General features: G+C 69.5%; 17 protein-coding genes. 3 read left to right on the top strand and 14 right to left on the bottom strand.

Features of this window, described 5'->3' with window-relative positions:
- Positions 1-41: 41 nt before the first annotated feature.
- Positions 42-242, top strand: a complete 201-nt coding sequence (locus MFF58_RS03650; RefSeq protein WP_238285429.1) for a DUF2380 domain-containing protein — start codon at positions 42-44, stop codon at positions 240-242.
- A 707-nt stretch (positions 243-949) separates the two neighbouring features.
- Here MFF58_RS03650 and gatB read toward each other — a convergent pair.
- The 5 genes from gatB to MFF58_RS03675 form a co-directional block, all read right to left on the bottom strand.
- On the bottom strand, positions 950-2,422 hold the full coding sequence (gene gatB / locus MFF58_RS03655) for an Asp-tRNA(Asn)/Glu-tRNA(Gln) amidotransferase subunit GatB (RefSeq protein ID WP_238285431.1): 1,473 nt from the start codon (positions 2,420-2,422) through the stop codon (positions 950-952).
- Between the two features lie 210 nt (positions 2,423-2,632).
- Positions 2,633-2,932, bottom strand: a complete 300-nt coding sequence (locus tag MFF58_RS03660) for a hypothetical protein (RefSeq protein WP_238285433.1) — start codon at positions 2,930-2,932, stop codon at positions 2,633-2,635.
- Complete coding sequence (gene gatA / locus MFF58_RS03665; RefSeq protein ID WP_238285435.1) at positions 2,929-4,407, bottom strand: Asp-tRNA(Asn)/Glu-tRNA(Gln) amidotransferase subunit GatA; 1,479 nt, start codon at positions 4,405-4,407, stop codon at positions 2,929-2,931. The genes MFF58_RS03660 and gatA overlap by 4 nt, the downstream gene beginning before the upstream one ends.
- A 76-nt stretch (positions 4,408-4,483) precedes the next feature.
- The gene (gene gatC / locus MFF58_RS03670; protein WP_091713574.1) at positions 4,484-4,771 is read right to left on the bottom strand and encodes an Asp-tRNA(Asn)/Glu-tRNA(Gln) amidotransferase subunit GatC; all 288 of its coding nucleotides are present in this window, start codon (positions 4,769-4,771) and stop codon (positions 4,484-4,486) included.
- A gap of 112 nt (positions 4,772-4,883) precedes the next feature.
- Positions 4,884-5,081 (bottom strand): hypothetical protein, encoded by a 198-nt coding sequence (locus MFF58_RS03675; protein WP_238285436.1) that lies wholly within the window; start codon positions 5,079-5,081, stop codon positions 4,884-4,886.
- Positions 5,082-5,200: 119 nt separating this feature from the next.
- On the opposite strand from MFF58_RS03675, the gene MFF58_RS03680 reads away from it, so the two are divergent.
- Both MFF58_RS03680 and ruvX read left to right on the top strand, forming a co-directional pair.
- The gene (locus MFF58_RS03680) at positions 5,201-5,770 is read left to right on the top strand and encodes an SMI1/KNR4 family protein (protein ID WP_238285437.1); all 570 of its coding nucleotides are present in this window, start codon (positions 5,201-5,203) and stop codon (positions 5,768-5,770) included.
- Entirely contained in the window at positions 5,767-6,267 is a 501-nt protein-coding gene (gene ruvX, locus MFF58_RS03685) for a Holliday junction resolvase RuvX (protein ID WP_238285438.1), read from the top strand. The genes MFF58_RS03680 and ruvX overlap by 4 nt, the downstream gene beginning before the upstream one ends.
- Here ruvX and dprA read toward each other — a convergent pair.
- The 9 genes from dprA to MFF58_RS03730 form a co-directional block, all read right to left on the bottom strand.
- Positions 6,257-7,468, bottom strand: coding sequence for a DNA-processing protein DprA (dprA, locus tag MFF58_RS03690; protein ID WP_238285439.1), 1,212 nt, complete (start codon positions 7,466-7,468; stop codon positions 6,257-6,259). The two genes, ruvX and dprA, sit on opposite strands and share 11 nt — an antisense overlap.
- Before the next feature lie 34 nt (positions 7,469-7,502).
- Positions 7,503-8,105: a glycerol-3-phosphate 1-O-acyltransferase PlsY gene (gene plsY, locus MFF58_RS03695; RefSeq protein WP_238285700.1), complete on the bottom strand. Its 603-nt coding sequence runs from the start codon at positions 8,103-8,105 to the stop codon at positions 7,503-7,505.
- A complete protein-coding gene (locus tag MFF58_RS03700; protein WP_238285440.1) occupies positions 8,105-9,409 on the bottom strand; it encodes a dihydroorotase in 1,305 nt (434 codons plus the stop codon). The genes plsY and MFF58_RS03700 overlap by 1 nt, the downstream gene beginning before the upstream one ends.
- Positions 9,406-10,209: an imidazole glycerol phosphate synthase subunit HisF gene (gene hisF / locus MFF58_RS03705; protein ID WP_238285441.1), complete on the bottom strand. Its 804-nt coding sequence runs from the start codon at positions 10,207-10,209 to the stop codon at positions 9,406-9,408. The genes MFF58_RS03700 and hisF overlap by 4 nt, the downstream gene beginning before the upstream one ends.
- Positions 10,210-10,243: 34 nt before the next feature.
- Positions 10,244-10,987 carry a 1-(5-phosphoribosyl)-5-[(5-phosphoribosylamino)methylideneamino]imidazole-4-carboxamide isomerase gene (hisA, locus tag MFF58_RS03710; protein WP_238285442.1) on the bottom strand — a complete coding sequence of 248 codons (744 nt, stop codon included), beginning with the start codon at positions 10,985-10,987 and terminating at the stop codon, positions 10,244-10,246.
- 37 nt (positions 10,988-11,024) lie between these two features.
- Positions 11,025-11,684, bottom strand: a complete 660-nt coding sequence (gene hisH, locus MFF58_RS03715; protein WP_238285443.1) for an imidazole glycerol phosphate synthase subunit HisH — start codon at positions 11,682-11,684, stop codon at positions 11,025-11,027.
- Between the two features lie 19 nt (positions 11,685-11,703).
- Positions 11,704-12,183 (bottom strand): DUF2628 domain-containing protein, encoded by a 480-nt coding sequence (locus MFF58_RS03720; RefSeq protein WP_435404742.1) that lies wholly within the window; start codon positions 12,181-12,183, stop codon positions 11,704-11,706.
- Between the two features lie 70 nt (positions 12,184-12,253).
- Positions 12,254-12,841 (bottom strand): imidazoleglycerol-phosphate dehydratase HisB, encoded by a 588-nt coding sequence (gene hisB, locus MFF58_RS03725; protein ID WP_238285446.1) that lies wholly within the window; start codon positions 12,839-12,841, stop codon positions 12,254-12,256.
- An 82-nt stretch (positions 12,842-12,923) separates the two neighbouring features.
- Complete coding sequence (locus tag MFF58_RS03730) at positions 12,924-13,799, bottom strand: S-methyl-5'-thioadenosine phosphorylase (RefSeq protein WP_238285448.1); 876 nt, start codon at positions 13,797-13,799, stop codon at positions 12,924-12,926.
- Positions 13,800-13,815 lie beyond the last annotated feature (16 nt).

Consider the following 13,815-nt stretch of genomic DNA (forward strand, 5'->3'; position numbering starts at 1 on the left):
TGGGGACCATCCGCCACCGCAGCGACTTGTGTGTCGACGAGATGGTGCGCAGGCTCGGCGCCGACGGTGCGATCATCGGCGAGGTCCAGAAAGTATCGAACCTGATCCTGAACCTGAACGCCTGCGTGCAGCCCATAAGCCGGCGCGCTCCGGAGCGGGATTACAGGGTCGACCTGCGCGGGCGGCACCGACGATTCGTTCGACGGCGGTCTCCGCTGTCCGGTCGAGAACAACAGGGGTGACGGCAAATAGCTTGTGCCCCAATCAATAATCGGGAGCGCTTCGCGATCGATCCAAGGCATTGATCGGACAGGGGTGCGTCCCGGCGTTCCCGGTAGCTGGGTCAGAAAAAGGAGTTTGACCGAAAAATGGTCATTGACCGGCCCAAAAGACGGGCGCAGTCTCCAACTGTGCTTCGCGAAGGCGGGCATGGACCGATCGACAACCTTGACGTGGTCAGGTTTTGGATCGTGAACGGTCGTCAGAGGCTGGAGGAGACAGGCATGACTCCACCGCAGCGGAACGCCGCTTAGACGGGATCGGGACAGGTTCGGCCCGGCACTTAGCGGCACGACACGAGCAGCCGGACGGACGCGGCTCCAGGGGCGCAGAAGCGGCCAGAATGGCACGCCTTCGAATGCGCGAAAGGCCCCACTTTGAGCCGTTCCGCCGCGGTTTTTACACGTCAGGATCTGTTCGGCCCTCACCTGCCCGGCGGCGCCGCGGTGGGTTTTCGTCGTGGTCAGACGTCCGTGTCGGGTCCGGGAAGCTGCTATCGCGTGTGCAGCGACGATGTCGCCCGGCCTTCGCTTGGCCGTCCCGGCTTCGGAGGACACCACTGCGGCCCCGAAATGAAGGCGGAGCGGCGGTCGAACCGACCCCGGCCGAAGAACGGCGGCAGACCGACGCGTCTGAGCGTCAGCGCCGCCACGTTCGATCCGGCGACCGATCAGTCGATCCCGAGCTTCGCCTTCAGCAACGCGTTCACGGCCGCTGGATTCGCCTTGCCGCCGGTCGCCTTCATGGTCTGTCCCACGAACCAGCCCAGCAGCGTCGGCTTCTCCTTGGCCTGGGCGACCTTGTCGGGATTGGCCGCGATGATCTGGTCCACCGCCGCTTCGATGGCGCCGGTATCGGTGACCTGCTTCATCCCGCGGCTCTCGACCACGGCGCGCGGGTCGCCGCCCTCCGTCCAGACAATCTCGAACAGGTCCTTGGCGATCTTGCCGGAAATCACTCCCTCGCCGATCAGGTCGATGATCGCGCCGAGCTGCGCCGCCGAGACCGGAGTCGACTCGATGGACAGACCCTCCTTATTGAGGCGACCGAACAATTCGTTGATCACCCAGTTGGCCGCGGCCTTGCCGTCGCGATCCTTCGCTACCGCCTCGTAATAGTCGGCGGAGGCGCGCTCAGCGATCAGGACGCCAGCGTCGTAGGGCGACAGGCCGAACGCGGATACGAACCGGGCTTTCTTGGCGTCCGGCAGTTCCGGCAGGCCCTCAGCGAGGGTGTCGACATAAGCCTGGTCGAACTCGAGGGGCAGCAAATCCGGATCGGGGAAGTAGCGGTAATCGTGCGCCTCTTCCTTGGAGCGCATCGAACGGGTTTCGCCCTTGGTCGGATCGAACAGGCGCGTCTCCTGATCGATCGAACCGCCGTCCTCCAGGATCGCGATCTGACGGCGGGCCTCGATCTCGATCGCCTGCCCGATGAAACGGATCGAATTGACGTTCTTGATCTCGCAGCGCGTACCCAGCGGCTCGCCCGGTCGGCGCACCGAGACGTTCACGTCGGCGCGCAGCGACCCCTTCTCCATGTCGCCGTCGCACGTGCCGAGGTAGCGCAGAATGGTGCGCAGCTTGGTGACGTAGGCCTTCGCCTCCTCCGAGGAGCGCAGGTCCGGACGGGACACGATTTCCATCAGCGCCACGCCCGAGCGATTCAGGTCGACGAAGCTGCGGGTCGGGTCCTGGTCGTGCAGAGACTTGCCGGCATCCTGCTCGAGGTGCAGCCGCTCGATGCCCACCGTGATCGAGGACCCGTCGGCCATGTCGACCAGTACCTCGCCCTCGCCAACGATCGGGTCCTTGTACTGCGAGATCTGGTAGCCCTGCGGCAGATCCGGATAGAAGTAATTCTTCCGGTCGAAGACCGAGCGCAGGTTGATCTGAGCCTTGAGGCCGAGGCCGGTGCGCACCGCCTGCGCGACGCATTCCTCGTTGATCACCGGCAGCATGCCCGGCATCGCGGCGTCGACCAGCGAGACGTGATCGTTCGGCTCGCCGCCGAACTCGGTCGAGGCGCCGGAGAAGAGCTTTGCCCGGCTGGAGACCTGGGCGTGGATCTCCATGCCGACGATCACCTCCCAATCGTGGAGGCCGCCCTTGATCAGCTTCTTGGGGTCGACGGGTGCGTTCATGGTCGGTCCGGGCAAGCTCGTTGGGCCGTGCGCCTGTTCCCAACCCCACTCACATCCTGAGGTGCCGCGAAGCTGCCTTAAAGGACGGCTCCAGGGGCCGGGCGGCCACTGGAAACCTCCTTCAAGGCCCGCTCGCGCGGGCACCTCAGGATGGGGGCGCAGATGGGAGCGGGTGTGGTTCGGTCACTTACGGGCCACGCATCGAAAAGATCAAGCGCGGCGTCCCACCGCCCGCCGCGCGCCGTGGCCCGCGATCGCCCAAAGAAGGGCCGCCACGGCCCGAACAGGGAAGAAGGTCGGTCCATCCTGCGTGATCGGCGCCGGCCACGGGATGCCGGCCGCGCTCACCGCCCAGGAGAACAGCACCGAGAAGCCGAGCGCCGCAATCGCGGCGATGAACACCTTGCCGAACTGGCTGGCGGTCCAGCCGAGGTAGATCGCGACGGCGATCAGCGCCGGATCGAACGCGGCCCAGATCCAGACCGTCCAGGGATAATAGGGGACCGTCATGCCCACCAAGGCTCAGGCAGGGCCGTGCGGCCGGCTGAATCCTCGATCACCTGAGCCACCGCGAACAGCGTCTCCTCGTCGAAGGGCCGACCGATCAGCTGAAGGCCCAGCGGCAGCCCCTGGCCGTCGAGTCCGGCCGGCACGGCGATGCCGGGCAGGCCGGCCATGTTGACCGTCACAGTGAACACGTCGTTGAGGTACATCTCCACCGGGTCGGCCGAGGCCTTCTCACCGATCCCGAAGGCCGCCGACGGCGTCGCGGGGGTGAGGATCGCGTCGACCCCGTCCGCGTAGGCCGCCTCGAAGTCGCGCTTGATCAGCGTGCGGATCTTCTGCGCGCGGACGTAGTAGGCGTCGTAATAGCCGGCCGAGAGCACGTAGGTGCCGATCATGATGCGGCGCTTCACCTCGCGCCCGAAGCCGGCCGCGCGAGTGTTCTCGTACATCCCGGCGATGTCCTTGCCGGGTACCCGCAGGCCGTAACGCACGCCGTCGTAGCGGGCGAGGTTCGAGGAGGCCTCGGCCGGGGCCACGATGTAGTAGGCCGGCAGCGCATAGGACGTGTGCGGCAGCGAGATGTCCCGGAGTGTCGCGCCCGCCGCCTTCAGCCAGGCAGCACCCTCGTCCCAGAGCTTCTGGATTTCGGCCGGCATGCCGTCGACCCGGTATTCCCTGGGGATGCCGATCGTCAGACCCTTCACGCCGCGCGACACGGCGGCCTCGAAGTCCGGTACGGCCAGATCGGCACAGGTCGTGTCGCGGGGATCCGGCCCGGACATCGATCCCAGCAGGATCGCGCAGTCGCGGACCGTGCGGGCGATCGGACCGGCCTGATCCAGGGATGACGCGAACGCGACCGTGCCCCAGCGCGAGCACCGGCCGTAGGTGGGCTTGATCCCGACCGTGCCGGTGAAGGCAGCGGGCTGACGGATCGAGCCGCCCGTGTCGGTGGCCGTCGCACCCAGGCAGAGTTGCGCCGCCACGGCCGCGGCGGATCCGCCCGAGGAGCCGCCCGGCACCAGCGGGGCGTCCGAGCCCCTGCGACGCCAGGGAGAGACGACGTTCCCGAAGGCGCTGGTCTCGTTGGACGAGCCCATCGCGAACTCGTCGAGGTTCAGCTTGCCCAACATCACGGCGCCGTCGCGCCACAGGTTGGCCGACACCGCCGATTCATAGTGCGGCTCGAAAGCCTGCAGGATCTTGGAGCCCGCCGTGGTCGTCACGCCGTGCGTGCAGAACAGGTCCTTGATCCCGAGCGGGATGCCCTCCAGCGGCCCCGCCTCGCCGGATGCGATCTTCTCATCCGAGACGACCGCCATCTGCAGGGCGCGATCGGGCGTCTCCAGAAGGTAGGCGTTCAGTGCGCGGGCCTTCGCCATCGCGTCGAGATGCGCCTGCGTCAGTTCGCGAGCCGAGAGGCGCTTCGCCTTGAGGGCGTCGCGCGCCTCGGCCAGGGTGAGTTCGTTCGGATTCACGCTGTTCACGTCCCCGCGCGCCGTCGCGCGCCTGCCCGCCAAAGATCCGGTTCCGGAGGTTCGCGCCGCGGCGCGGCTACTCAACCACCTTCGGAACCAGGAAGTAGTTGTCCTCGGTTTCGGGCGCGTTTGCGACCACGTCGGCGGCGCGGCCCCCCTCCGTGACCACGTCCTCGCGCTTCTTCATCGCCATCGGCGTCACCGAGGTCATCGGCTCGACGCCCGACACGTCGACCGTCCCGAGCTGCTCGACGAAGGCCAGGATGGCGTTCAGCTCACCCTGGAGCGGGCCGACTTCGTCGTCGGTGACCGCGATTCGCGCCAGGTGCGCGATGCGCCGTACCGTCTTCTCGTCGACCGACATGCCGCCCCGTTCGTTCCGTTCCGGGAGATGCCCCCCGAGATCGATCGGGCTATAGCATCGGCATTCGACGCGCCGCAACGCGCCCTGGGCTGTGCGTCCGACCGGCGGCCGTTCAGGTCACGACGTGGTTCGGAGTGACAGACATCTCGATGGAGATTCCGGTCTGGCGAACGGGCCGCACGACCGATTGCGTGACGCCGAGAACGAGGATCTCGAACGCGAGAAGCAGCATCCAGCACTGCTTGCGGGTCAGCGCACGCGCGGGTGCGCTACCAACCGTGGGGCGGTTCGGCGGGGCGGTCGTCGACATGGCGGTCACCCGTGATGGGGAATTAACGAAGTCTTAACCTACCTATTCGCGAACGGCTCCGCACGCATCCGAGGCGGTCTGCGGAGTTGGTTAAGGCTGTGGACGGCGGAGCGGGACCGATGTGGGAGCAGATCTTCACCAGCCTGTCGCCGGGTTTGACGGCGGATGACGCGGCGCTGGAGCAGGCGGCCGCTGCGCTGGATTTCGCGTTGCCGGACTCCTATCGCGGCTTCTGCAAAAGCTGCGGGGTCGGACTCGCGGGCGCGCAGTTCCGGATCGCGGTTCCGGCGGCGTTCGAGGCGGTCGATCTGGTCAACCAGGCCGGTGTCATCGCCCACAGCGTCGGCGCGGCCGTGCGGATGCTGCAGGATGAGCCCAACCCCCATCGCTTCGACGTCGACGGCGACGATCCGAGCGTCATCGAGCGCGCCTGCTTCTTCGGTGCGGGCGAGGATGGGAGCTTCCTGTTCTGGGACGTGTCCGGTTCCGGCCCCGAGTACGATATCTGGGTGCTCGCCCCCGACTTGGAGGCGGTTCGGTTCGGCGGCGAGAGCCTCACCGACTTCTTCACACGCGCTATGGCACCGTCGGCCGCCCTCGTCCTCGGACCGGGCGGCGATCCCCTCCCCGCCCGGTTCGACGGCTTCTCCGAGGCCACCCTGGCTCGAAGCGCGCAGATCGCACCATGAATCACGACGCGATCCGCGCCTTCGTTACGGCCTCCCGGGGTGGAGCGCGGCTGATCGGCATCGATCTCGGCACCAAGACGATCGGGCTCGCCCTGTCCGACCTGGGACGCCAGATCGCGACGCCCCTCGAAACGATCCGACGGGTGAAGTTCACGCCGGACGCACAACGGCTCGCCACCCTATGCCGACAGCACGCCGTCGGTGGTCTCGTGGTCGGCTTGCCGCTGAACATGGACGGGAGCGAGGGGCCGCGGGTCCAATCGACCCGCGCGTTTGTCCGCAACCTCGCGCCGATCCTGCCGCTGCCCCATGTCTTCTTCGATGAGCGCCTGTCGACCGCCGTGGTGACGCGCGCGCTGATCGAGGCCGATGCGTCCCGGGCTCGGCGTGGCGAACTCGTCGACAAGCTTGCCGCCGCCTACATCCTGCAAGGCTGTCTCGACGTCATGCGCCACCTTGCCGACCGAGACGCCGACGCGGATCCGCTCACCGACTGACCAGGGAAACCGTCCCGCTTCCGTGCCGCTCGATCCGGCCGTCCAATTCCAACTCCAGAAGGACGGATTGAACGACCCGGGCTCCGACGCCAGCGCACCGCGCCAATTCGTCGGTGCCGACCGGGCACGGTCCCAGGAGAGCGATGATCCGCGCGCGGTCATCCGCGGGTTCGGGCGGGTCGAACCCGATCTCGTCAGTGGCGGTATCGGGACGCCCGCGGGGGGCGTGAGGCGGTGCGGAATTCGGCAAGTACGCGTCGAGGTCGATCTCGTCCCAGAAGTCGGGCTGCTCGGCGAGATCCGGCCCGCCCCGCGCCGGCGCGGCTTCGGCCTCCGGGCCGCCCTCGATGATCGGGCCGAGGACGTCGAGGACGTGGGACACGTCGGACACGAGGGTGGCGCCCTGGCGGATCAGGTCGTTGGTGCCCTCCGCCCGGGGATCGAGCGGCGACCCGGGAACCGCGAAGACCTCACGATTCTGGTCCAGGGCGAAGCGCGCCGTGATGAGGGAGCCGGAGCGCCGCGCCGCCTCGACGACGATTGTTCCGTAGGACAGACCGGAGATGATGCGGTTGCGCCGGGGAAAATCCCGCCCGCGCGGCTCCCAGCCCATCGGCATCTCGGCCAGCACGGCCCCGCCCTCCCCGAGGATCGCGTCGACCAGCGCGGCGTGGCTCGCCGGGTAGATCCGGTCCTGCCCGCCGGCCATGACGGCGACCGTGCCGGTGCTGAGGCTCGCCCTGTGCGCCCGCACGTCGATACCCCGGGCGAGGCCCGAAACGATCGTGAGCCCCGATTCGCCGAGACCGCGGGTCAGCCGCTCCGCGAAGGCGAGGCCGGCGGTCGAGGCGTTGCGGGAACCGACCACGGCCACCGCCGGCCTGTTCAGGATCGGTGCGCCGCGCAGTGCCAGGAGCGGAGGCGCGGCATCGGTCCGGTGCAGCAGGCGGGGATAATCCACCTCGCCGGCGGCGATCAGGCGACCGCCGATGCGGTCCAGGGCGGCGACCTCGTCCTCAGCCTGCGCCTGCGTGAACAACACGGCCGGCCTGCCCTGGCGCCGCGCGAGGGCGGGCAGGGCCTCGAGGGCCGCCGCAGCGCCACCGAAGCGGTTGATGAGGGCACGGAAGCTGCGCGGGCCGACGCCCTCCGTCCGGATCAGACGCAGCCAGTCGAGCCGTTGGGCGTCGGTGAGCTGCATGCACCATCCCCCGAGGCCTGCGCGCCGCGCGTGCTCAGCCCTTCTGGCCGATACGCCCCTCCTTGCCCGATGCGAGTCGGCGGATGTTGGGGGCGTGCTTCCACCATAGCAGCAGGCCGAGGAGGAGAAACAGCAACGCTTGCGCCGGGGCGCCGAGCGCCCACAGGGCCAGCGGCGTCGCCGCCGACGCGGCCAGAGCGGCGAGCGAGGAATACTTGAGCGCGAAGGCCAGACCGAGCCAGATCGCCGCGAAAAGGCCCAGAGCCGGAGGGCTGAAGGCGAGGAGCACGCCGATGAATGTCGCGACGCCCTTGCCGCCCTTGAAGCCGAGCCAGACCGGGAAGAGGTGCCCGAGGAAGGCCCCGAATCCCGCGGCCAGGGCAGCGCCCTCGCCCATCTGCCGCGCGATCAGGACGGCGGCGGTGCCCTTCAAGGCGTCGCCCAGGAGTGTCGCGGCGGCGAGACCTTTCCGGCCCGTGCGCAGCACGTTGGTGGCGCCGATATTGCCCGAGCCGATCGCCCGCACGTCCCCGAGGCCGGCAAACTTGGTCAGGATCAGGCCGAACGGGATGGAGCCGAGGGCGTAGCCGAGGGCGAGACCGCCCAGCGCGGCCGGCGTCGCGAGATCCGGGGGCATCATGCGGCCGCCGCGAGATCGTCGGCCGCGTGCACGATCCGGCCGCCCACCAGCGTCAGTACCGCCGCCCCCTGGAGACGCGCCTCGTCGAACGGCGAGTTCTTCGAGCGCGACTTCAGGCGGCGCTTGTCGAGGACGTAGGGCAGATCGGGATCGATCAGGACCAAGTCGGCGGGGGCGCCGACCGCCAGCCGTCCGGCCGCGCGGCCGAGGATTCGCGCCGGGTTCACGGTGAGCGCCGCGACGAGCTTGGACAGCGCGAGGTCGCCGGTATGGACGAGGCGCATCGCGGCTCCGAGCAGGGTCTCGATGCCCAGCGCCCCGTCCGCCGCTTCGGCGAAGGGCAGACGCTTGGTCTCCACATCCTGCGGGTTGTGATCGGATACGACCACGTCGACCACGCCCTCGTCGAGGGCGCTCACCACCGCGTGCCGGTCGGTCTCGTGACGCAGGGGCGGCGAGAGCCGGCAGAAGGTGCGATAATGGCCGATGTCGTTCTCGTTGAGAACGAGGTTGTTCACCGAGACACCGCAGGTCACCGGCAGGCCGTCCTGCTTGGCGCGGCGGACGATCTCGACCGAATCGGCACAGGAAATCATCGCCGCGTGGTAGCGGGCGCCGGTCAGCCGGACGAGGCGGATGTCGCGCTCCAGCATCACGGTCTCGGCCTCGCGGGGGATGCCCATCAGGCCGAGGCGTGAGGCGAGCTCGCCCTCGTTCATCACGCCTTCGGACACCAAGTCCGGATCCTCGACATGCTGCATGATCAGGGCGTCGAAATCCCGGGCATAGGTCAGGGCACGCCGAAGCACCTGGGCATTCGACACCGCGCGCAGGCCATCGGTGAAGGCGACGGCGCCGGCTTCCTTGAGCAGGCCGAACTCGGTCATCTCCCTGCCGGCCAAGCCCTTGGTGATGGCGGCGGCGGGGAGAACGTTGACGCAGGCGGTATCGCGCGCTCGGCGGAGCACGAAATCGACGATGGCCGGCCCGTCGATCACCGGGTTCGTGTCGGGCATGCACACCAGCGTCGTGACGCCGCCCGCGGCCGCTGCTGCGCTCGCCGAGGCGAGGGTCTCGCGGTGCTCCGCCCCCGGTTCGCCCACGAAGGCGCGCATGTCGATCAGCCCCGGGGTCAGCACGCGGCCTGTGCAGTCCACCCGCTTCGCCTCGTCCGGGGCGCCCGGGGCCGCACCGGCGGCGATGTCGGCGATGCGGCCGTCCCGCACCAGCACCGCGCCGGCGGTCTCACGGCCGGTCGCGGGATCGAGCAGGTTGGCGTTCGTGAGAAGGTAGCTGCTCACAGGGGCGCCCTCGCGGAAGAGGCCGGGCCGTCGAGGCGCATGGCGAGGCCGGCCGCCGCCATGTGCGCCTTCGCCTCGGCGACGCTTGCCTGCCCGAAATGGAAGATGGAGGCCGCCAGCACCGCGCTCGCGCCGCCCTCGGCCACGCCGGCCACGAGGTCGTCGAGGCCGCCGACCCCGCCCGAGGCGATCACCGGCACGGTGACGGCGTCGCTGATCGCCCGCGTCAGGGCGAGGTCGTAGCCGGAGCGGGTCCCGTCCTTGTCCATGGAGGTGACCAGCAGTTCGCCCGCGCCCTTCCCGGCGACCAGCCGCGCGAACGCGACGGCGTCGATCCCCGTCGGATCGCGGCCGCCATGGGTGAAGATCTCCCACGCCGCCGGAGCACCGGGCGGCGCAACGCGCTTGGCATCGATCGCCACGACGATGCACTGGGCGCCGAACTTCTCGGCGGCCCTGGCTACGAGGTCGGGATCCTTCACGGCCGCGGTGTTGATCGCGACCTTGTCGGCGCCGGCGAGCAGCAGCGCGCGCACGTCCTCGACGGTGCGCACGCCCCCGCCGACGGTGAGGGGCATGAAGCAGGCCTCGGCGGTGCGGCTGACGATGTCCAGCAGGGTGCCGCGGGCCTCGCGGCTCGCGGTGATATCGAGGAAGCAGAGTTCGTCGGCGCCGGCCGCGTCGTAGACCTTGGCGGCCTCGACGGGATCGCCAGCATCGCGCAGGCCCTCGAAACGCACGCCCTTCACGACGCGCCCGTCCTTCACGTCGAGGCAGGGAATGATGCGGATCTTCAGCACGGGCGGCGTCTCATGTCGCGAGCCTCTGGAGATATCACGCTGCCGGGCCGCGCGCCGCAGCGATCGCCGCCAGGGCCGCCTCCGGGTCGATGCGGCCGTCGTAGAGCGCCCGGCCCGTGATCGCGCCTGCGATCAGGGCGCAATCCGGCTGCAGCAGTCGGTGCACGTCGTCGATCGAGGCGAGGCCGCCCGATGCGATCACCGGGATGCGCACGGCCTGGGCGAGGGCCAGGGTCATCTCGACGTTGAGCCCCTTCAGGATCCCGTCGCGGGCGATGTCGGTGTAGATGATGGCCGCGACACCCGCGTCCTCGAACCGGCGTCCCAGCTCCTCCGCCGTCATGCTGGAGGTCTGGGCCCAACCCTCGACCGCGACGCGGCCGTCCTTGGCGTCGATCCCGACCGCGATCTTACCGGGATACTTTCGGGCCGCCTCCCGGACGAAGCCGGGATCGCGCACCGCCGCGGTGCCGATGATCGCCCGGGCGACGCCCTTGCCCAGCCAGCCCTCCAGTGTCTTCATCTCGCGGATGCCGCCGCCGAGCTGGACCGGGATCCCCACCCGCGCGAGGATCGCGTCCACGGCCTCCGCGTTCCGCGGCGCGCCCGCGAAGGCGCCGTCGAGATCGACCACGTGGAGCCAGGGGAAGCCCTGCGCCTCGAAGATGGCAGCCTGGGCGGCCGGATCGTCGCCGAAGACCTTGGCCTGCGCCATGTCCCCCTGGATGAGGCGGACGTAACGCCCCTCTTTCAGGTCGATCGCCGGGTACAGGATCACGGGCGTTACAGTCCTTCTTGCCGAAGCGGAGCCGCCCTCAGGGCCGCCAGTTCAGGAAATTGGCGATGAGCGCGAGGCCCAGACGCTGACTTTTCTCGGGGTGGAACTGGGTCCCGGCGATGTTGTCCCGCGCGACGAGGGCCGTGACCGGCCCGCCGTACTCGGCGCGCGCCACCACGTCGTCCGGGCGCTCGGCGGTCAGCGCGTAACTGTGCACGAAATAGGCGTGCGAGCCGTCCTCGCCGGTCGGGATCCCGGCAAGGAGCGCGTGGTCGCGCTCGGCCCGCAGGGTGTTCCATCCCATGTGGGGAACCTTGAGGGCCGGGTCCGAAGGCCGGATCGGCCCGACATCTCCGGGGATCCAGCCGAGACCGGGGGTGGTCGTGTATTCCAGGCCGCGGCTGGCCAGCAGCTGCATCCCCACGCAGATCCCCAGGAAGGGTCGTCCGGCCCCGTGGGCAGCGTGCGTCATCGCCTCGACCATGCCGGGCACCGCGTCAAGCCCGCGGCGGCAATCCGCGTACGCCCCCACGCCCGGCAGGACGACGCGATCGGCCGACGCCACGACCTCCGGCTCGGAGGTTAAGCGGATCCGCGCGTCGCAGCCGCTCTCGCGAGCGGCGCGCTCGAAGGCCTTGGCGGCGGAATGGAGATTGCCCGACCCGTAATCGATGATCGCGACGGTCTCGGCGCTCATGCTCGTCTCGCCCGTGAACTCATCGTGCGCCTTCCTGGGCGGGGAACAGGCCGATCACCGGCTCCGAACGCCGGCTCGGACCGCTCGGGAACGGGGAACGCGGCGTTCCGGCGCTTGCACCGAGCCAGCGATTGAGCGCCCGGAACTCGGCCTCTTCGCGGCTTGCGGCAGTGACGGCGTCGCGCGCCGGCCAGCCACGTCGCGCCAAGGTCCAGCGGCGGAGGCTCGACGCCTCGAGGCCGATCAGCCACGCGGCCAGGAGAGAGGCGATCAGGCCGGCGCCGGTGGACAAGCCGAGCGCGATGCCGGCACCGGCGAGGGCGACGAGGGCGACCAGCACGATCAGCGCCGCGACCCAAAGGCGATGGAAGAGGAACCACAGCACCGTGTAGGCGAAGGCCGCCCAGGAGAAGCCGTCCGGCACCAGCACGGCCCGGTCGAGGCCGATCGCCTCGCCCGGCCGCGCCTCCGTGGGCAGGTGGAGCGTGTAGCTGCGCATCCGCATCGTGGGACTCCGGCTGAGCACTCCGGACGGCCGAAGGGCCGGCCGGTGCGGGACGACGACAGGTCTACAGGGAGCCCTTCGTGGAGGGAACGCGCCCCTCCTCGCGCGGATCGACGGCCACGGCCCGCCGCAAGGCGCGGGCCAGCCCCTTGAAGCAGCTCTCCGCGATGTGATGGGCGTTGTCGCCGTACAGCGTCTCGACGTGCAGGGTCAGGCCGGCATTCATGGCGAAGGCCTGGAACCACTCGCGCACCAGTTCGGTGTCGAAGTTCCCGATCTTCTCCACGCGGAAGGAGGTGCGGAAGACCAGGAACGGCCGACCGGAAATGTCGACGCAGACCCGGGTCAGCGCCTCGTCCATCGGCAGGTGGATGTCGGCGTAGCGCGTCACGCCGCGCTTGTCGCCGAGCGCCTTCGCGAAGGCCTGCCCCAGAGCGATACCGCAATCCTCGGCGGAATGGTGCTGGTCGATATGCAGGTCGCCATCGACCTTGACGTCCAGATCGAACAGGGCGTGGCGCGCCAGCAGATCGAGCATGTGATCGAGGAAGCCGATCCCGGTGGCGATGTTCGACCGGCCGGTGCCGTCGAGGGACACGGTGACCGCGATATCGGTTTCGGCGGTCTTCCGCGTGATGGTGGCGCTGCGCATATTGTCGGACTTCGCATCGAGGGCGGCCGCGGCCGCTCGCGCCTTCTAGAGGGAGTCCCGGCCGAATGGAAAGGGCTGCGCCCTATCCGTTCAGCACCCGCCCCGCCACGGCGTCGAGCTTGGCCAGGAGCGCGGCGTCGCGGACGGCGGGCGCCGTCATGATCGCTCCGTCGAGCGCCCGGTGGGAGCCCGCCGGGCACGGCTCGCGCTCCGCCGGGAAATCCCGGGCCAGCCGCGCCACCAGCCGGGCCGCCTTGTCGGCATTCGCGCGGGCGACCGCGACGACGGCGGCGACGTCTACAGCGTCGTGTCCCGGATGCCAGCAATCGTAATCGGTCACCATGGCGATGGTGGCGTAGGTGATCTCCGCCTCGCGGGCGAGTTTAGCCTCGGGCATGTTGGTCATGCCGATCACGTCGAAGCCCTGCGCCTTGTAGGCCCGCGATTCGGCGAGCGAGGAAAATTGCGGCCCGTCCATGCAGACGTAGGTACCGCCCCGGTGGACGGCGATGTCCTCGGCTTTCGCGGCGGACGCGATGCGCGCCTGGAGTCCCGGTCCGACCGGATGGGCCAGCGAGACGTGGGCCACGCAGCCATCGCCGAAGAACGAGGAGGCCCGTCCGTGCGTGCGGTCGACGAACTGGTCGATGAGGACGAAGAGGCCCGGCGGCAGATCCTCGCGGAACGATCCGCAAGCGGAGAGCGAGACGAGGTCCGTCACGCCGGCCCGCTTCATGGCGTCGATGTTGGCGCGGTAGTTGATGCCCGACGGCGCGTAACGATGGCCGCGGCCGTGCCGGGCCAGGAACACGACCCTGGTGTCACCGATCCGCCCGGTGCGCAGGGCGTCGGACGGTTCGCCCCACGGCGAGGCGACGCGCTCTTCGCGCACGTCCGCGAGCCCCGGCAGGTCGTACACGCCCGACCCGCCCATCACGCCGAGCACCGCTGCCGTCATTTCGTTTTCCTCGTCG

The organism is Methylobacterium longum (assembly GCF_022179385.1).
GTDB lineage: Bacteria > Pseudomonadota > Alphaproteobacteria > Rhizobiales > Beijerinckiaceae > Methylobacterium > Methylobacterium longum.